General features: G+C 71.7%; 14 protein-coding genes and 1 pseudogene. 7 read left to right on the plus strand and 8 right to left on the minus strand.

Going from position 1 to position 18,173, the window contains the following annotated elements; genetic code table 11:
* Positions 1 to 70: 70 nt before the first annotated feature.
* From I3F58_RS01155 to I3F58_RS01175, 5 genes are all read left to right on the plus strand, one after another.
* A complete protein-coding gene (locus tag I3F58_RS01155; RefSeq protein WP_240106212.1) occupies positions 71 to 1,234 on the plus strand; it encodes a tyrosine-type recombinase/integrase in 1,164 nt (387 codons plus the stop codon).
* A complete protein-coding gene (locus I3F58_RS01160; protein WP_240106213.1) occupies positions 1,231 to 3,717 on the plus strand; it encodes a site-specific integrase in 2,487 nt (828 codons plus the stop codon). The genes I3F58_RS01155 and I3F58_RS01160 overlap by 4 nt, the downstream gene beginning before the upstream one ends.
* Positions 3,714 to 4,247 (plus strand): DUF6262 family protein, encoded by a 534-nt coding sequence (locus I3F58_RS01165; protein WP_240106214.1) that lies wholly within the window; start codon positions 3,714 to 3,716, stop codon positions 4,245 to 4,247. Before I3F58_RS01160 ends, I3F58_RS01165 begins: the two co-directional genes overlap by 4 nt.
* A gap of 99 nt (positions 4,248 to 4,346) precedes the next feature.
* Positions 4,347 to 5,393 carry a Ku protein gene (locus tag I3F58_RS01170; protein WP_240106215.1) on the plus strand — a complete coding sequence of 349 codons (1,047 nt, stop codon included), beginning with the start codon at positions 4,347 to 4,349 and terminating at the stop codon, positions 5,391 to 5,393.
* Between the two features lie 48 nt (positions 5,394 to 5,441).
* On the plus strand, positions 5,442 to 6,326 hold the full coding sequence (locus I3F58_RS01175; protein WP_240106216.1) for a DUF4190 domain-containing protein: 885 nt from the start codon (positions 5,442 to 5,444) through the stop codon (positions 6,324 to 6,326).
* A 128-nt stretch (positions 6,327 to 6,454) separates the two neighbouring features.
* On the opposite strand, the pseudogene I3F58_RS01180 reads toward I3F58_RS01175, so the two are convergent.
* Positions 6,455 to 6,580: pseudogene (locus tag I3F58_RS01180) on the minus strand (Ku protein); the annotation flags it as partial.
* Positions 6,581 to 6,630: 50 nt separating this feature from the next.
* On the opposite strand from I3F58_RS01180, the gene ligD reads away from it, so the two are divergent.
* Positions 6,631 to 7,521 (plus strand): non-homologous end-joining DNA ligase, encoded by an 891-nt coding sequence (ligD, locus tag I3F58_RS01185; RefSeq protein ID WP_240106217.1) that lies wholly within the window; start codon positions 6,631 to 6,633, stop codon positions 7,519 to 7,521.
* Positions 7,522 to 7,524: 3 nt separating this feature from the next.
* Here the strand turns inward: ligD and I3F58_RS01190 are convergent, their stop codons facing one another.
* The 3 genes from I3F58_RS01190 to I3F58_RS01200 form a co-directional block, all read right to left on the minus strand.
* The gene (locus tag I3F58_RS01190; protein ID WP_240106218.1) at positions 7,525 to 8,508 is read right to left on the minus strand and encodes an ATP-dependent DNA ligase; all 984 of its coding nucleotides are present in this window, start codon (positions 8,506 to 8,508) and stop codon (positions 7,525 to 7,527) included.
* Between the two features lie 99 nt (positions 8,509 to 8,607).
* Positions 8,608 to 9,072, minus strand: coding sequence for a hypothetical protein (locus I3F58_RS01195; protein WP_240106219.1), 465 nt, complete (start codon positions 9,070 to 9,072; stop codon positions 8,608 to 8,610).
* Complete coding sequence (locus tag I3F58_RS01200) at positions 9,069 to 9,407, minus strand: hypothetical protein (RefSeq protein ID WP_240106220.1); 339 nt, start codon at positions 9,405 to 9,407, stop codon at positions 9,069 to 9,071. The genes I3F58_RS01195 and I3F58_RS01200 overlap by 4 nt, the downstream gene beginning before the upstream one ends.
* Before the next feature lie 151 nt (positions 9,408 to 9,558).
* Between I3F58_RS01200 and I3F58_RS01205 the strand changes: the two genes are divergently transcribed.
* On the plus strand, positions 9,559 to 9,792 hold the full coding sequence (locus I3F58_RS01205; RefSeq protein WP_240106221.1) for a winged helix-turn-helix domain-containing protein: 234 nt from the start codon (positions 9,559 to 9,561) through the stop codon (positions 9,790 to 9,792).
* Between the two features lie 428 nt (positions 9,793 to 10,220).
* Here I3F58_RS01205 and I3F58_RS01210 read toward each other — a convergent pair whose 3' ends face one another.
* The 4 genes from I3F58_RS01210 to I3F58_RS01225 form a co-directional block, all read right to left on the minus strand.
* Positions 10,221 to 10,907 carry a Crp/Fnr family transcriptional regulator gene (locus I3F58_RS01210; protein WP_240106222.1) on the minus strand — a complete coding sequence of 229 codons (687 nt, stop codon included), beginning with the start codon at positions 10,905 to 10,907 and terminating at the stop codon, positions 10,221 to 10,223.
* A 193-nt stretch (positions 10,908 to 11,100) separates the two neighbouring features.
* Positions 11,101 to 13,473: a hypothetical protein gene (locus I3F58_RS01215; protein WP_240106223.1), complete on the minus strand. Its 2,373-nt coding sequence runs from the start codon at positions 13,471 to 13,473 to the stop codon at positions 11,101 to 11,103.
* A 1-nt stretch (position 13,474) separates the two neighbouring features.
* Positions 13,475 to 14,569, minus strand: a complete 1,095-nt coding sequence (locus tag I3F58_RS01220; protein WP_240106224.1) for a hypothetical protein — start codon at positions 14,567 to 14,569, stop codon at positions 13,475 to 13,477.
* 1,106 nt (positions 14,570 to 15,675) lie between these two features.
* Positions 15,676 to 17,979, minus strand: coding sequence for a PBS lyase (locus I3F58_RS01225; protein WP_240106225.1), 2,304 nt, complete (start codon positions 17,977 to 17,979; stop codon positions 15,676 to 15,678).
* Positions 17,980 to 18,173 lie beyond the last annotated feature (194 nt).

Here is an 18,173-nt window from a genome sequence, read left to right on the forward strand (position 1 = left end):
GATGGTTCTCTGGGGGTGTTGCTCTGTGGTGGACCGTTGCGGTCTGTCCGTGGAGCAAGGAGATCAAGAGGTGCGTGCTTTTCCGGTCCGGATGCCGTCCGGTGCTGCGTACTGGACCGTGGTCGATACCGACGTGCAGGTGGTGAACGAAGCCGACCGGTACCTACGGGGTCTCAGGTTGAGCAAGGACCGCGCCGAGTCGACGACGAAGGCGTACGCCGGAGCGATCGCGCTGTTCTTGCGCTGGTGTACGGCTACAGGGCGGGACTGGCGTACAGCCGCCCGCGACTTGAGCTCGTTCATCCTCTGGCTGAAATGGCAACCGGCTGGGCCAGAGGGGCAGGCGACGGTCGTACCAGGGCCCGGCGGGAAGCCCGCCCGGGATGCACGCCGGATCAATGGCGTGCTCACAGCCATTCGCGGCTTCCTGGCCCACGCGGTGACGGAGCGAGAAGTCCCGGGCTGGGTGCTGGAGCAGCTCTACCAGCTCGGCGACAGCTTGGACCTCCCCCTTCAGGCACAGTCGGAAGACGGCAGGCTCCGCTACCGGCTCCAGGCTCAGCATCGCCTGCCGGAAGTGGAGAAGGCCGTGGATCGGGCCAGCGATGCGGAGATTGTGGCGATGTTCCGGGCCTGTCGCTCGGCGCGCGACAGGTTGTTGATCCTGCTGCTGTCCAGGGTGGGGCTTCGCCGCGGGCAGGTGGCGGGCCTGCGTCGCAGTGACGCTCACCTGCTCGTGGACTCGGCGGCCTTGGGATGCCGCTTGGAAGGAGCCCACCTGCACGTCGTACGGCGGCAGAACCCGAACAACGCCTGGTCGAAATCGCGACGTCCGGTGGTGCTTCCCGTGGATTTCCTGGTGGTGCAGGCATTTGACCAGTACGTCTTGGAGCGGCACGAACGGCTCGGGTCGGCGGGCAGTGATTTCCTGCTGGTGAACCTCTTTCGTGAGCCCTTGGGGTCGCCCATCACACCGGACGCGATCGGCGAGACCGTGGAGGCCCTGACCCGCCGTGCCGAGCTGGACCGCAAGGTCACCCCGCACATGATGCGGCACGCTTTCGCCAGCAATGTCGCGGACTCCGGCGGCTCGTTGGACGAGATCCAGTCTCTCCTGGGCCATAAGCACCCGGACTCGGCTCGTCCATACCTGCACCCCGCGCAGTCGCGGCTGCGCGAAGCGATCAGCCGTGTTCCCTCGCCGAGGGACCTGGGTGGGGAGCCAGGTCGATGACGCTCAGCGTTGTCCCCCTCCAGCCCCTCGGCCAAGACGTGGAAGACGGCAGCACCGCCGCCTTGTGGGCGGCAGTCGATCCGGCGTTTCTGGCCGTCTTCGACTGGTCGCCGGAGACCGGCGTGCTCTTCTTCCCTGCGGACGACCCGCTGCTGGGCACGCCGCTGTGCCGAGTGAACGGCTGCGTGCAGACCAGCGTGACCAGACAGTTGTGTTCCGGCTGCCGACTGCGGTGGAAACAGGCCGGGGAGCCGCCGCTGGAGGAGTTCGCCGAGATGGATCGCGGCAACTGGCGGCAGGTCGGGGTCGAGGACTGCTCGGTGTCCGGATGTAAGCGGCCGTTCTCGTCTTGGCGGCGGCCATTGTGCTCAACTCACCTCGCGCAGCTCAAGCGCCGGAACGTGACGCTGGAGGAGTTCCTCGCCCTCGACGATGTCGTCGCGCTGCCCGCGTTCGGCCCCTGCGAAGTCGCTGCCTGCCACCGGTACAGGGACGGCGTATCTCCGTACTGTCACGCCCACCGGGAGCGCTGGAGGAACGCGGTCACCCGCGGGCGGAGCGAGAAGGACGAGGAGCTATGGCGGCGCACAACATCTCCCGTATCCGCAAACAACGAGGTCAGCCTGCGAGGACTACCCGATCGTGTGATGGCGGAGATCCTCTACGGGGTCCAGGCCCGAACGCGCGAAGGACTCCACACCACGCAGTTCCTGCTCCGCAATCTGACCAACCGTCTCCGCGAACTCCAACTGCCCTCGCTGACCGCGGTGGACCCGGCACATCTCTCCCGGGGTACGCGCGGCCTCTGCAGCAGCCTGGGCGCCCTCGTGGGTCGGTTCGGACTGACGCCGGAGGGCGAGCGGGGCAAGGACGTGTGGAACGGCGCCGCGTTCGGGCACCCCGGGCATCTGCGGTTCACCGCGATCCACCAGTCCTGGCTGAGGACCGCGGCCAAGGAATGGGCGTTCTTCTCCCTGCCTCAGCGGCGTGGCAATGTCATGAGCAGCATCCAGGGCATCCTCAACGCGTTCGCCCTCCTGTCCGAGAGCCTGAGGCTTCAGCGCGAGGATCACGGCAACGACATCCGCGCGCTCAGCCGCCGGGACATCACCGCGTTCACCAACCGCCTGGCCTTCCTGCACCACAACGGGGAGATCTCGGCGCGCAGACGGGTCGTGGTCGTCCGCTACGTCCGTACCCATCTCGCCCGTATGCGGTCACTGGGACTGACCCGGCCCGATCAGCCGCTGCACGGGCTGCCGGATGACTTCGCGATCCTCACGGAGGACATTCCCGACGACCCGGAAGACACCGAAGCCGGCAAGGACCTCCCTGCCGAGGTCATGCGGCAGATCTGCGAGCGGTTGCCGTCCCTCGTCGGCCAGGACCGGAACGGCAACGAGAACCGGGTGGCGGTCGAATTGCTCATCGACTCCGGGAGGCGGCCTCAGGAGATCTGTGAGCTGCGCTGGGACTGTCTCAAGCAGGACGCCGACGGGCAGCACGTGCTGATCTACGACAACTACAAGGCCAACCGCCACGGCCGCCGACTGCCGATCTCCCAGGCGACGGCAGGAGTGATCACCAGACAGCAGGCACTGGTCCGCGCCGACTTCCCAAGCACACCGACCGACCAACTGATGCTGCTGCCCACGCGGGTGGCCAATCCCCACGGCCTCAAGCCCATCTCACCGGGATGGCTCTCCGGCCGCCACCGCGAGTGGGTCCGGTCCCTGCCCGAGTTCCTGGTCCCCACTCGGGTCGAGGTGGACGGTCTGCCGGTCACCGGGATGATGCCCTTCGACAAGTCGAAGGTCTTCCTTTACGCGTACCGGCACACCTACTGCCAACGGCACGCGGACGCCGGGGTTGCCGTCGACGTCCTCAGTGCCTTGATGGATCACCGACGCCTGGACACCACTCAGGCCTACTACCGGGTCACTGAACAGCGGCGCCGCGAGGCCGTGGACCGTGTCACCGAGATGCAGTTCGACCGGCACGGCAAGCGTATCTGGCGGCAGGCCAAGGAACTGCTCGACTCCGAGCACGCCCGCCGGGCCATCGGCGAGGTCGCCGTTCCTTACGGCGTCTGCACCGAGCCGTCGAACGTGGCAGCGGGTGGACACGACTGCCCCGTCAGATTCCGCTGCGTCGGCTGCGGACATTTCCGTACGGACGTCTCCTACTTGCCCGACCTCGAGGCTTACCTCTCTGACCTGCTGCGCAATCGGGAGCGGATCGCCGCTGCGCTGGACGCGGACGACTGGGCCAAGGCCGAGGCGATGCCGTCGGACGAGGAGATCAGCCGTGTGAGACGGCTCATCAAGCGAGTCAAGGACGGCCTGGACGACCTCGACGCGAGCCAGCGCACCGAGGTCGAGGAAGCCGTTTCCTTGGTCCGCCGCGGCCGACAAAGCGTACTGCTGGGGATGCCTCGGGTCCGCCAACCTCTCCCCGACCTGCGACCAGAAAGGCCACTGTGACCAGCAAGAACAACCTCCCCATGGCCGAAGGGCGACGGGGGGACTCAGCACGCCGACGGCAGCGAGTCGAGAAGGCCATCAGCGCCGCGGTCAAGGAGGGCGGAGAAATCACCGCATCCAGCATCGCCCGAGCCGCCGGAGTCGACCGGTCCTTTCTCTACCGACACCGCGACCTGCTGCAACTCATCCACACCGCGGCAACGGCGCCGCCGTCCGGCGAAGGACACGCCCAGGTCAGCAGAGCCTCCCTGCAGGCCGACCTGGCGAACGCCCTAGAGCGCAACGCCCGGCTCACCGCCCGCATCCGGCAACTGGAGAACCGGCTCTCCCAACAGCTCGGTGAACAGGCCTGGTACGACTCCGGCCTCGGAACGCCCACTGACATCGACCACCTCCGGCGGCAGATCACCACCCTCGAACAGCGGGTGGTGGAACTCCAAGGCCAGCTCGAAGAGCGCGCCGAGGAACTGCACGCCGCACGGGCCGCTAACCGAGAGCTGACCCGATCCCTCAACCAAGCCCACCGCTGACCGCGCTTCTTCCTCCGAACGAACAGTCCGGGTGGCGTATGCCGGGATGCGATCAGCGGCCGACGGGGGTGACATGGGAAAACAGGAGGTGGGAAAGCCATGGCCCGAGCGGTCTGGAGCGGTGCTCTCTCATTCGGGCTCGTGGCCCTGCCGGTGCAACTGTTCACGGCGACGGAAAGCCACACCATCCGCTTCAACCAGCTCCAACGCGGAACGTCCGACCGGGTGCGTAACAAGCGAGTCAACGAGCGCACCGGCGAGGAAGTCCCCATGGAGGAGATCGTCAAGGGCTTCGACATGGGGGATGAATACGTGGTCGTCGAGCCGGACGAGCTGGACGAGATCGCACCTGGCCAGTCCAAGTCGATGGAGATCACCGGATTCGTCGACCTGGACCAGGTCGAGCCGGTCTTCTTCGACAAAACCTACTACCTGGCGCCCAAGGGCAAGGAGTACGCCAAGGTCTACGCCCTGCTCCACAGCGCCATGGCCCAGGCGAACAAGGTCGGTATCGCCACCGTCGTCATGCGCAACCGCGAGTACCTGGTCGCCGTGAAGGCAGAGGGCGACGTCCTGGCGATGCACACCATGCACTGGGCGGACGAGGTCCGCGACCCTCATCGGGAGATCGGGAGTCTCCCGGAGGAGACGCAGGTCGCCGACAAGGAGTTGCTGACGGCCGTGCAGTTGGTCGAGGCGCTGAGCATCGACTGGAAGCCGGAGGAGTACCACGACACCTACCAGGAGAAGGTGCTTCAGCTCGTGGAGGCGAAGCGCACGGGCCAGACAGTGGAGAAGGGCGAGCCGCCACCACGCTCCACCAACGTCATCAATCTCATGGACGCGTTGCGGGCCAGCGTTGAGCAGGCCAAAGCCACGAGGAAGAGCAGCGAAGAGGAAGCACACGAAGCGGCGGGTGGCCGTCCGCCGACACAGTTGCGGAAAGCAACCGAACGACGCGCCAGCGGTACACCAGGAAGGGCAGAGAAGTCCTCGAAGATCTCCGAACTGGAAGGGCTGAGCAAGGCAGAGCTCTACCAGCGCGCATCCGAAGCCGACATCCCCGGGCGTTCATCGATGAGCCGCGCGGAGTTGATCAAAGCGCTCACCGGCAGGAACAGTCGACGCAAAGCACGAGCCTCCTGATATCGGCACGCCAGGAGCGCTCCTGCTCGATGGGAGAGAGGAGGGGGGATGGCAGACAAGGACAAGCCCCGCTGGACTACCTGGGGCGGTTCACGGCCCTCATCTCTGCCGCCAGGCGAAGGCCCTGCCGGCGCAGGACCTCCCGGCGACGCGGGTCGGCGACGACCGGAGCAGGCGCCTCCGCCCCGCAACGGGCTTGGCATCGCCGCCCTGATCCTCGGCATCATCGGGGTCCTCGCGGGGATCATCCCGATCCTCTTCTGGATGGCCGCTGTTCTCGGCATCATCGCCCTGGTCCTAGGCCTTACCGGCGCACGCCGCGCGAAGCAGGGGTACGCCACCAACCGGCGCATGTCCTTCACCGGCGCGGGTCTCGGAGGCCTGGCCATCGTGCTCTCGATCATTGGAGTACTGATCGTCAATGACGCCTTCGAGGACCTCGAACGGGAACTGGACACCACAGAGACGACTGCGCCTGCCACGCCTGGAACCAGCCCGCCGCCAGGACAAGAAACAACCACTCCGGCCACCCCCGGGGCACTCGACTTCAACACTGCCCAGCGGTACGAGGACGGCCTGCAAGTCACGGTCTCGGCTCCGCGCCCGTTCAGCCCGTCCGATACGGCAGCCGGTCACTCCCCTGGCAACCGGGCCGTGACGGTCGAGGTCACCGTTCGCAACGGCTCCGAAGAACGGCTGAACCTCAACCTCGTCAGCGTCCAAGCGAGGGACGCCGACGGACGCACCGCGGAAAGGATCTTTGACAGCGCCGAAGGCCTCACTGGCGGCCTCAGCGGAACGTTGCTCCCGGACAGGCAATCAGTGGCCGCCTATGCCTTCGATCTACCGCGCAATGCTGCCGACAGCCTGGACATCGAAGTGAGACCCGGCTTCAACTACGACTCTGCGGTATGGAGCGGTCCCACACCCTGACGGCGAGACCCGTTCAACTGGGGGCACTCACGACATCCACCACAGCTGTCGCAGTCACTCGCGCTCAAGAAACCTCCCTCTGCCTGCGGCTTGACCACACACTCGCCAAACAGAACGCCTCACACCCCCAGAGAACCGCCGTCCTCGGTGTGGATCTGCCGGAAGGACACCGAGCGGTTCTCGGTGGCGTTCACCAGCTTGACGGGGATGCTGACCAGCCCGAAGGAGACGGCGCCGTTCCAGATGGATCGCACGATTCATCCCTTTCATGCCGGAATTCCGGGATTCGTGGGACTCTCATCGTATGACGCCGATCACGGAGGTGGCGGGGCGGCGGCTGGCGCTCAGTAACCTGGACAAGGTCATCCATCCGGCGACCGGGACGACCAAGGGCGAGATCCTGCACTACTACGCGGTCGTCGCGGACCTGTTCCTCCCCCATCTGCGCGGTCGCCCGCTGTCCTTCCTGCGCTATCCGGACGGCCCGGACGGTCAGCTCTTCTTCACCAAGAACCCGCCGCCGGGCACACCCGGCTGGGTGAGCACGGCCCCGGTGCCCCGGTCGGACGATCCGGGCGCCCGGCAGGTCGTGGTCGAGGACCTGCCGTCCCTGATGTGGGCGGCGAACCTGGTGGTGGAGTTCCACACGCACCAGTGGCGGGCAGGGGCGCCCGGGGTGGCGGACCGGCTGGTGTTCGACCTGGACCCGGGCCCGCCGGCGACGGTCGTCGACTGCTGCCGGGTGGCGCTGTGGCTGCGGGAGCGGCTCGCGGAGGACGGGCTGGCCGCGTACGCGAAGACCTCCGGAGCCAAGGGGCTCCATCTGTACGCGGCGGTCGAGCCCACCCCGTCCGAGGAGGTGTCCGGCTACGCGAAACGCCTGGCCGTGGAGGCCGAGGGAACGCTCCCGGGCCTGGTGGTGCACCGGATGGCGAAGGCCCTGCGGCCCGGCAAGGTCTTCGTCGACCACAGCCAGAACGCCGCCGCGAAGACGACGGCCGCGCCGTACACCCTGCGGGCCCGCCGCGAGCCGACCGTGTCGGCGCCGGTCACCTGGGAGGAGGTGGAGTCCTGCGGTGACCCGTCGGAGCTGGTGTTCCTGCTGGGCGACATGGCGGCGCGGGCGGAGCGGTTCGGGGACCTGCTGGGGGCACTGGCCGAGGGCGAGGGTGCCGGGCGGGTGCCGCCTCCTTAGGAGTCACCCCTCCGCGTCGTACGCGGAGGACTCCTCGGGTGTCAGATCCGGCCGCAGCCGAAGCCAGGACGGCTGGCGCAGGAGCCCGGCCCTGGTCCGTACGGAGTAGCGGACCTCTCCCACGAGACGCGGGACGGCCCAGCGGGCGTCGGCGGAGACGGGCGGGGGCTCGGGGAACGGGCAGGTCCCGGTCTCGGCGGCGCGCAGGAGGCGGGCGAGCTCGGCACGCTCGGCCTCGCTCCAGCCGGTACCGACGGCACCGACGTACCGCAGCCCGCCGTCCGGGCGGAACTGCCCCATGAGCACCGAGCCGGGCAGCCCGGTGAGCCGCCCGCCGCCGGGCAGCCAGCCGCAGACGACGACGTCGGCGGTACGCATGTTGCGGATCTTGATCCAGTTGCGGGAACGGACACCGGGCTCGTACAGGGAGCTGAGCTTCTTGCACACGAGCCCCTCCAGCCCGTGCTCGCGGGTGGCGCGCAGGGCTGTGGCGCCATGACCGACGAGGGCCGCGGGGGTGGACCACGCGGCCCCGGCGAGCGCGAGCCGCTCCAGTTCCTCGCGCCGCGCGCTCCAGGCCAGCCCGGTCAGCGGCCGTCCCCCGAGGTGGACGACATCGAACAGCACCGCGTGCACAGGCTCCCGGGCGGCGAGCCGCCGGGCCCGGGCGGGCGAGCCGACGAGGCCCATACGGGGCTGGAGCCGCGCGAAGTCGCTGCGGCCCTGCGCGTCGAGCGCGACGACCTCGCCGTCCAGGATGACGGCGAGGCCCCCGGGCAGGGCGGCGGCCAGCGGCTGGAGCTCCGGATAGGCGCCCGTGACGTCCTCCCCGGACCTCGACCGCAGCCGCAGCCCGCCGTCCCCGGGCAGGTAGAACATGACCCGCTGGCCGTCCTGCTTGGTCTCGTACGCCCACTGGGCGTCCTGCCCGGCGGGCGGCAGGTCTCCGGGCGTGGCCAGCATCGGCGCGATCTGAGGCAGCTCCACGGGGCCAGCCTGCCCCGTGGAGTCCATGCCTCCGCCTCGGGCCGCGCCCGGCGTCCCCCGTCCGGGGGTCCGGCGGTGCAGCGAGGACGAGGACCCCGTCTACAGGGTGACCACCTCCCGCAGGACGGGGTGACCTCGGTGACAGGCACACGCGCATCTGATCATCACGGCCGGCGGGCCGACGACGGGCCGTCCGCGCTGCCGCACGTACACATCCAGCGGCGGGGTGCAGAAGCGGTGCTCATCGATCACACACGCGCCGGAGAGTCCGGCCCGCTCCATCTCCGTCCACGCTTCCGTGACGGTGAGGGACAGCCCGTTCACCGGGTGCCGTCGGCGGTGCCACCCTTCCAGGAGGTCGAGGGCCTCGGGCAGGGGCGGGAAGTGCGGGGCGCAGTCGGGGCAGCCGTACACGTTGAAGCCGGGCCCGCTGTTCTGGTGCACCTCGGAGACGACGACGGGGCTGTCGGTGATCCGCTGACAGCGCACGCACATCCGGACCGGCTTCCGCACCTCCGGGACACCGGCCCCGCCCGGCCCCGGCCGCTGAACGTCCGCGCTCATCGGGCCGCCCCCGCCCCGTGCAGGACGCGGGTGTCGAGGTCGACACCGAAGTCCGCCGCGAGCACGAGCGTCAGACGCCGCCGCCGCTGCTGCTGCCGAAGCCGCTGCTGCCGACGCTCATGCGCGATCAGGTACGGCCGCACGGCGGTGGTGGCGCCGTCGAACCGCTCGGGCAGTCCGTACGGCGACCGGTGAACGGGTAGAGACGGCGCGGCGGGACGGGGGGTGACGGGGACCGCCACGGCCTGGCGGGCCGCGCCCCTGCGCCGTCGGCCGGGGCCGGGCGCGAACACCAGTCGGAGCCAGACGGAGATCCGGCAGATAAGGTCTCTCATGTCGACCTGCTCTCTTCAGGTTGGCCACGCCCCCGGGCCGCTGCAACGGTCGCGGGGGCGCTTCACGGATGCACCACGGTACGCCATGGACGCACTTGGTGCACCATGGGCTGACGATGCCGGGTCCGGTGCGCCACGGGAAGCTAACGCCATGGCTGAGTACGAGTGGCAGCGGATCGCCCGCACCATCGAGGAAGACATCAGGTCGGGCCGCATCCCGCCGGGTGGTGCCCTGTCCGGCATCACACGCATGGCAGAGGCATACGGCGTTGCCGACCGAACCGTTCGCCGCGCCCTGCGGGATCTTCGCGAGCGCGGCCTGATCGAGACCTTGCCGCACAAGGGCTCTTATGTCGTCGACCCGCTGCCGCCCGCCGACAGCTGACCTATCCGTCCAGATCGGACGGCCCAGGCCTCGGCCGGTTTGTCCGGCCAGGCGTGGTGGCCGCCGGCCCAAGCGCCGGGACGGCCGGTCGCTGCCGCCGGAGTGAGCCGGTGGCACGGTTCCCGAACGGCTCAGTCGGGCCATACGAATACGCCGTGCTGCAGCCGCTCCTCTCGAACAGGCGGATCACTCCGTCGCAGCTGCCACCGCCCCGGTGACGCGGCTCGTCCTCGCCCGGGCAGCAGTCCACACCGCCCGGTTGGCCCAGATTGCCACCCTCACACTCGACGGCACACACCTCGGCATCCGTCGGCCGACCATCGCCTGACGTGTCCGCCCGATCGACGATCTCACCCTGAAGCTGCTGCCGGGCCGACTGGAGCACCGGCGCAGCCGGTGGCCGAACAGCTGCGAATCGCGGCCGGGCGTCAGCCGCGCGCATGCGGCCCGGCGAGCCAGCGGGCGAGCCGGTCCGGGACCGGAAGGACCACCCGGCCGCGCGCCCGCGCCACCAGCCCGGTGTCCTGCAGGGTCCGCAGCGCACGGCTCGTGGACTCACGGGAGGTCCCCGCCGCGCCCGCCAGCTCGTACTGGGTGATCGGGAGTTCCAGCGCGCCGGCCCCGGACACGTGCGGGGAGCCGTAGCGCCGGGCCAGTTCCAGCAGCACCCGGCCTACCCGCTCCTCCGACCGGTAGGCGCCCTGGTGCGAGCGGAGCCGGTCCGCGTCGCGCAGTCTGCCCGCGACGCAGCGCAGCACCGTCAGGGCGAGGCCGCCCTCCTCGGTCAGCAGGCGGCGGAACTCGTCCGCCCCGATCGCCGTCCCGGTGACCTCTCCGGCGGCCCGGGCGGTGGCGGACCGGGGCCGCCCGTCCACGCAGGACAGCTCGCCCAGGAGGTCACCGGGGCCGCGCAGCGCGAGCATGCTGGTGTAGCCGTTGTGGGTGTCGGCGGTGACCTTCACCAGCCCGCGCCCCACCAGGATCACCTCGGTGGACGGCGTGCCCTGCGCCAGCAGCACCTCGCCCAGGCGCCAGCGCCGCGCAACGCCCGAGTCCCGGAGGAGGGTCAGCTGCTCGGGCGTGAAACGGGCATCGGCGGCGTTTTGCTGGGGCATGCGCATCTCCCGCTCGGACCACGGGTCCGGACGGGTTTCAGCATAGGGATTCCCCGCCGGGCCGCCACCCGTATGGCCAAGCTGCAGGGGCCGTACGAGGCTGTGACGGCGGTGGGCGGGGAATCCGGCCAGGACGCGCGGGGCGTGACGGGCGATCAGCACCCCGCTCCTGGCGCCAGGCGCGCCCTGGCGGTCAGACGTGCGCCCCCCTCTCGTCGGGCGTCTCCCCCAGGAAGATCTCCCGGGAGTGCCTGCGCCGGTTCCCGAACCACTCGGCGCCCTCGGTGGCCAGCGCCGCCAGCACCCGGAAGCCGGCGTAGGCGCCGGACGACTCCCGGGCCAGCTCGCGCAGCGCGCCGACGCTCTCGGCGGCGTCCTCCAGCAGCGCGTAGTCCTCCAGCGGGATGTCCAGGAACTGGCGGTTCTCCAGGACCAGCCGCAGCGCCTCCCGCGGCACCAGAGCGTCCCCTCCGGGGGCGCCCGCCAGGGCCTCCCGGTCGGCGGAGACCTCGTTCACGGTTCCGCCGCCGGATCCGGTGGCCGGTGTCGCCACCAGGGTCTCCAGCATCGCGGTGCTGATCGACTCGTAGCGGAACGCCAGGTCGTTGCGCCCGCTGTGGGTGCCGGTGGCGAAGTCCATCTTCCAGGTACTGACCCACACGCCGCTCTCCGTGAGCACGAAGAGCTTCACGAAGTACGCGGAGTAGCGCACCGGTCCGCCCGCGACCCGGGCCCGTACCGCCTCCGGAGCCGCCAGCAGCACGAAGAAGCTGTAGACGATGTCGCGGTTCTCCATCTCGTGCTCGTCCAGCATCTCCCGCAGCAGGTGACGCTGGTCCAGGTCGAGCCACTCGGCCATCTGCGGGTCGTCGGGGCGCAGCGCCAGCAGCTCGGCCTGCCATGCCTTGTGCGTCCGCTGATCGTCCTGGTAGACGGCCGACTGTTCCGCGTACCGCGCCAGATCGGCCTCGAACAGCACCGTGTACCAGCCGACGGCGATGGCCCCGGCCCAGCACCCCAGTGCCGGAATGGTGATCACCCCACCCAGCAGGGCCAGGGCGAACAGCGCTCCGGCCAGCAGGGCGAGGACCATCACCGGCTTGGCCCAGCCGGGTTCGCCGAGCTTCCGCGGGCCGTGCTGCCGCCAGCGGTCGAACTCCGCCCGGGCCCGCCGCTGGATCAGCCAGTCCAGGCCCGCCGGAGTCCCGGACTGCCAGAAGGCGTGGGTGAGTTCGGCCGTCAGCTCACGGCGCGCCAGGTCGCTGTCCCGGGCCCAGGCCACGGCCGCCGCGGGATTGTCGGGCACCATCGCGTCGAAGCGGGACCGCACGAGGTCGGCGACCTTGCCGCGGAACCGGGCGCGGCGCCGTCCGGCCGGGCCCAGCATCGCGTCGGAGTAGCGCGCGGCGGCCTGCGCCCCGCGCTGGGCCGCCATCCGGGCGAAGGTGCCGGTGGCGGCACTGGCCGCGGCGGTGAGCCGGGCCAGTTCCAGCGGGTCGCCGAGCTCGCGCAGCCGGCTGATCCGGGTGCGCGCCCGGGCACGGGCCCGGACCGCGAGGTAGAGGGCCCCCGCGACCAGCAGACCCCATGCCACCATGCCGAACGCGACCCCGACTCCGCCGTTGGCCCGCATCTCCGCCATGAGGAGCAGAGAGAGCAGGGCCACCGCGTAGCCGCCGCCGAGCCAGGCGGTGATCTTCCAGCCGATCAGCGGGGTGGTGAAGACACGCTTGGCGACGGGGTCGGGCGGCCGGGGCGGCAGCGGGTCGGCGGTGAAGAACGCCGGCACCCGCCGTTCCCGGTCGTTCGCCAGCCGCCGGGTGCGGTCGTCGACGAGCCGGGCCGTGCCGGAGGCGCGCTGGGTGATGCCGCCGATCACGTAGCGCAGATGGTCCTCCAGGTCGGTGCGCCGCTCCTGGTGCAGCGCGGCGAGCAGCGCCGTCACCTCCTCCGCGCCCCGGACGCCGGCAGGCCCGCCGCGATGGTCGCCGTGCCCGTCGCGGGCGTGCCGGGCCTGGGGCACCTTCGCCGGCCACGGCCCCGGCTCCGCCGTCCCCTCGCCGGATCCGTTCTGCCCGGCCCGGGCGGAGGTGCCGGCCGCCGCGTCCGCCCCCGCCACGTGGAGGGTCAGCAGCTGGACGGCGGTCCAGGTCGCGGCCCGGAAGCCGCCGGGGTCCGGCACCGAGGCGAGGACGCCCGCCCTGGCGAGGCGGCGGAGGCCCCGCAGCCGGGTCCAGTCCGCGTCGGTGAGCTGCTCCGCGCTGCGCCTGCTGAGCACGCCGAGCAGTTCCACGAACCGCACCTCGTCGGTGTGATGGCCCTGTGCGAGGACCTCGTCGACGAGCTCGGCCGCGCGCTCTCGCAGCCCGGCGGCGAGGCAGCGCCAGGCCATCCGCAGCCGCTCCTCGGGCGACGCCCCGGGGGCGACGTAGTACTGGTGCACGGATCCGTGGTTGACACCGATGCCGCCCTCACTGATGCCGCCGTACAGCGCGGCGATGCCCTGGTTTCCCAGGGCCCCCTGCCCCGTCGTGCCGTGCTGGCGGGCATTCTGCGTTCCGGGCACGTCAGGCCACCCCCTTCAGGGTCTCCAGGAGGGCGGTGACGGCGGCGGCGAGGCCGCCGAAGTCCTCCAGCATTCCTCTGAGTCGTTGCAGGGCCCGGCGGACCCGGCCGCGGCCCGCCTCGTCGTTCGCCTCGCTGTGGCGCTCGGCCTCGTCCAGTTCGCTGCTGGCGTCCTGGTAGGTTCCGTCGTCGATCTCCCGGCGCTCCAGCGCCCGGTCGAGTTCGGCGCGCAGCTCGTGCAGTTCGCGGCGGAGCGACCCGGTCGCGTCGGCGTCGCCGGGTGCGGCGGCGGGTACGTGGTGCGTCTGGCTGACCGTGCCGCCCTGGACGACGCCGATACCGCCGCTGCTGATGCCGCCGTACAGGGCGCCGATGCCGGTGTTGCCGGTACCGGCCGGTGGAGCGGCGGTGGGAGACGTGGCCGGGTGCGGCTGCCGGGGGCCGGGCGCGGCGCGGCGCCCGGAGTCCGCCGCGGGGGCCGGACCGGTGTCCTCGCTCGTGGGGAGCCCGGGCGGTTCCAGGTATCCGGGCACCCGGATCCACGCCGTCCGGTCCCACAGTTCCTTGACGGAGAAGCGGACCGACCGGTACTCGTCGGGGTCGATGCCGGGGTAGTCGTGGCGCACCACGGCCTGGTGCAGGTGGTCCGAGACCACGACGGCGAGGACCGCCCGGCGGGCGGCCCGCAGGGACCCGCGCAGTGATTCCAGGCCGGCGAGCCGGAAGGTGGTGTTGACGTCCGCGCCCACCCAGCCACGGCCGTCCCAGGCGGCCTCACCGGCGTGCAGGGCGGCGCGCATCCGCAGTGCGCGCGGTCCGGTGCGGTGTTCCCGGGCGTGGACGCGCAGTGCGTGGTGGAGCTCGTCGGTGAAGGGACCGAGCAGCGCGGTCTTCGGCACCGTGCCCGGGATGAGCAGGACCAGTCCGTCGCCACGGTCCTCCAGGTGGTACTCCGTGATGTCCGCGGCGCTCAGGGCCGTTTCGGTGATCTCGTACATGCGGGCGCGCAGCCACTCCTGGTCCGGGTTCCCCCGTTGGCCCGAGTCCGCGATGTCCAGGACGGCCATCAGGAAATGCGCCGGCGTGGGTTCCGTCATGACCTTCCCCCTCTCGATTGCGTGTTCGCCTGATGGCGTACGCATCGCGCCCGCCACCGATATGACTTCCTGACTACCGAAGCGCCGGAGGCTGTTCCACGTCATATGACACATAGGGTGCGGAACGTCGACGCGGGCTACGGCAAGAGACGGAGAGCGGTGTCGTCGCACACGCGCCCCGGCGGCTGCGCCGGGGCGCACGCATGACTTCACGCGCTGTCGTCGACGACTGCCCACACCGTGGCCGGCTCCCGCACGCACCGCCGTGACCTGCGCATACGCGATGGCGTACACCCGTCCCCAGACCGTTCCGGTGTGCTTCACGACCGGTTCGCCGCCAACTCCCGCCTCAGGCCCTACGTTTCCCGCCGCCAGACCCCGCCCCCCTCCCTGGGCCGGGGTCGCCGTCGCGCCTCCAAGGAACCGAACGTGCACCACCGGGAACAGAAGCCCCTCCGGCGCCGCACCGTCCTGCGTACCGCCCTCATCGGCAGCCTGCGGCAGTCCGCCGCGCCGGCCGCCTCCGCTCAGAACGGCATCGGCCTCTGCGGGACCCCGCGGTCCGCCGACGCCGACGCCGACGGCATCGAACCGCCCTCGGGCTTCACCAGCCGGATCGTCGCCCGCTCCGGCGAGACCGCGCCCGCCACGGCGCCGCCGCCCCGGACGGCGGCGCCGCGTACTGTCCGGTGCCGAACCCCGGCTCCATCAGGTCCTGGATGGACGCTTCGGCCTCCTGGACGGGAGATGCCTGCCTCCACGCGGTCGGCGTCGCGGATGAAGCCGCCGGAGGCGGTGGCGTCGCCGACCGTCTCCAGGCCGATCGCGGCATCCGCCTTCCCCCGGTGGATGCCGCACCGGGCCGGAACGACGCCGCCGGGCCGTGTTCCGGGTGATCCAGGCCGGAGGGGATCTCCCGCACGCCCACGGGCGTCGGCGAACGGCCGGAGGGCGCGTCGGCGCAGGCGCCGGGGCAGGCCAGAAGGCCGAGCCGTTCAAGGCATTGTCGGCGCCGACGGTGATGCGCGCCGACGCGTCCTCCTGATCCCCGGCGCCCTTGAGCGACCGTGTCCGTGGGCGCGCTCGCGCGGCCGGTCAGGGTCCGGTCAGCGGGCGGCCGGGCCCAGGGCCTCGCGGCAGAAGGCCAGGAGGCATTCGTCGTCGTGGATGTCGTGGTCGCTGCCGCCGCCTCCGGGGGAGGCGTTGTGGCGGCGGGTGCGGGCCAGTTCCGCCTGCAGGAGGCGGGCCGGGGCACCGGCGACCGCCGGTGGGCCCCACTCCGCCAGGCATTCCGCGACCCGCAGGCGGGTATGGCGGTTCTCCTGCCAGGCCGACGTCAGGACCGGCAACGCCTCGTCCAGGTCTCCCGTCACGCGGCACAGCGCCGCCGCCGCGTCCACCCGCAGCCACACGTCCGGCACGGTCAGGCATGCCCGCAGCTCGGGTGCCGCCCCGGCGGCAGGTCCGCCGAACGCGCCCAGTGCCCGCGCGGCCGACCGGCGGCTCAGGCAGTCTCCGCTCAGCAGCAGCCCCCGCAGCCGCGGGAGCACCGCCCCGGCGTCGCCGCCCTCCACCGCCCACAGGGCCCGCGCCGCAGCCGTCGCCGTACCGGCCGAGGGGTCGTCCAGCAGCCGCCGCAGGTCCGGCGCCGCCTCCCGCGCGGCGGGCCCGAACGCGGCCACCGCCCGCAGCGCCGACTCCAGCACCCAGTCGCGGCGGAACACGGGCGCCCCCCGCAGCACCCGCAGCACCTCCGGCAGCGCCTCGACCGCCCGCAGCCCCGCCAGGGACAGCAGCAGCGGCCCGCACCGCTCGCCCAGCTCGTCGTCCAGCGGCAGCGCGCCCAGCCTCCGGCAGAGGGACGGGACCAGCGGCGCCCCCGCCTCCGCCAGGTGCGGGATCGCGTACAGCAGCTTGCCGTTCGGCTCCGGCTCCTCCAGGGCCAGGGCCAGCGCGGGCACCGCACGGGCATCGCCTGCTCTGGTCAGGGCCAGCAGGGCGCCCGCCGCGCCGGGGCGGCCCCCCACCCATTCGGGTGCCCACGGGGCCGGGTCCACCGCGACCCGCGCGGCCAGTGCGTCCGCCGCGGGCGCGGCCAGCGAGAACAGGCCTTCCAGCCAGCCGGCCGCAGCCGCCCGCAGCCGCACGTCGGGGGTGCCGAGCTGCGCCCCGACCAGCCGCACCACCTCCGCGTAGCCTCCACGCCAGGTCCGGACCAGGCTGCCGCACATCCACACAGCGTCGGTCCGCTGGGCGGGGTCGGGGCTGCGCAACTGGGCGCTGATCAGGGCGATTCGGTCGTCGACCCGGTCGTCGAGCGCGCCGTGCAGGGTACGCAGCAGGTCGTCGGCCCACGCGGTGCCGCGCCCCGCGCGCTGCTCCTCCCGAAGGTCGCGGAGGTGCCCGACCAGGGTCGGAGCGACCGGGCGGGGCTCCCCGCCGGACTCGGCGGCCGCCACCGGCTCGCGCATTCCGGGTGCGCCCCCGGTTTTGGCCGAATTGCACGGGGTCGGAGGAATGTTGTACCCCGCAAGGCTTGCGCTTCCGAGGCTTGAGGGCATAGCGGGGGGCAGGGCCGGTTCGCGCCCGCAGCCCGTACCGTCCGGGTCCTCGATCGGACAGCCCGGGTCGCCCGGGCCGCTCAGGGCGCCGGGGCCCGCCGGGCCGCCCGTCGCCTCCCGCAGCTCCGCCAGCAGTCCGGTGACCGTCGTGGCCACGTCCTCCGGCAGCCGCGCGGGCGCGCACCGGGCCAGCTGTGCCAGCGCGGCCAGCCGCAGGGCCGGGTCCTGCGCGGCGCCCGACAGCCAGCCGAGCCACCCCACCGTCTCCTCGCGCAGGGACTCGTACCGCAGCGCGACCCGCCCGACCGCCTCTACGAGTGCCAGCCGCACCTCCCCGTCCAGCTCGACCGTCAGCCGCTCCCGCAGCAGGTCGCGGACGCGGACGGGGTCGCCGTGCAGCGAGGCCAGCGCGCCGGGGGCGGCGAGCCGCACCTCGCGGTCCTGGTCACCGACCAGGCCGAGGAACACGTCGGCGCCCGCGGCCACCGCTGCCGCGGCCATCGCGTAGTTGGCGGCGTCCTCGAACTCCTCGTCCTCCGGGTCGAGTTCCTGCAGTTCGTCATCGCCGGACAGGTCGATGCCGCCGATGCCGGCCAGCAACTCCACGATGCAGCCCCGGTCCTGGACGTCCGGGGACGCGACCAGCTCCAGCAGGAACGGAATGCACGCGAGCGTGGAGTCGTACACATCGCCCTGGTGGTGCACCGTGCCGTACATGCCGTCGAGCGCCCGCTCGCGCTCCGCCGGGTCGTCGGAGGCGAGCCCCCGCAGCAGCGCCGGCACGTCGTCGGCCGGGCCGTAGGCATGACCCAGCGAGGCCCAGTCGACCTCGTCGATCCCCGTGAACATGCCTTCCCTCCCCGTGAACACTGCACTTGGGGGCAATAGTGCACCACACCGGGAACGGCGATGCCCTGCCAATCGGACACGCCTGGGACACACCTGAGCCACATCTTCGGTCACCCGCCCGGGGGGTGTCCGGGACCTTGTCCGATCCGCTGTTCGACTCCTTGCCGTGGTGCCCGGCGGCTGCTCCCATGGGC

This window comes from Streptomyces sp. MUM 203J (genome assembly GCF_022414595.1).
GTDB lineage: Bacteria > Actinomycetota > Actinomycetes > Streptomycetales > Streptomycetaceae > Streptomyces.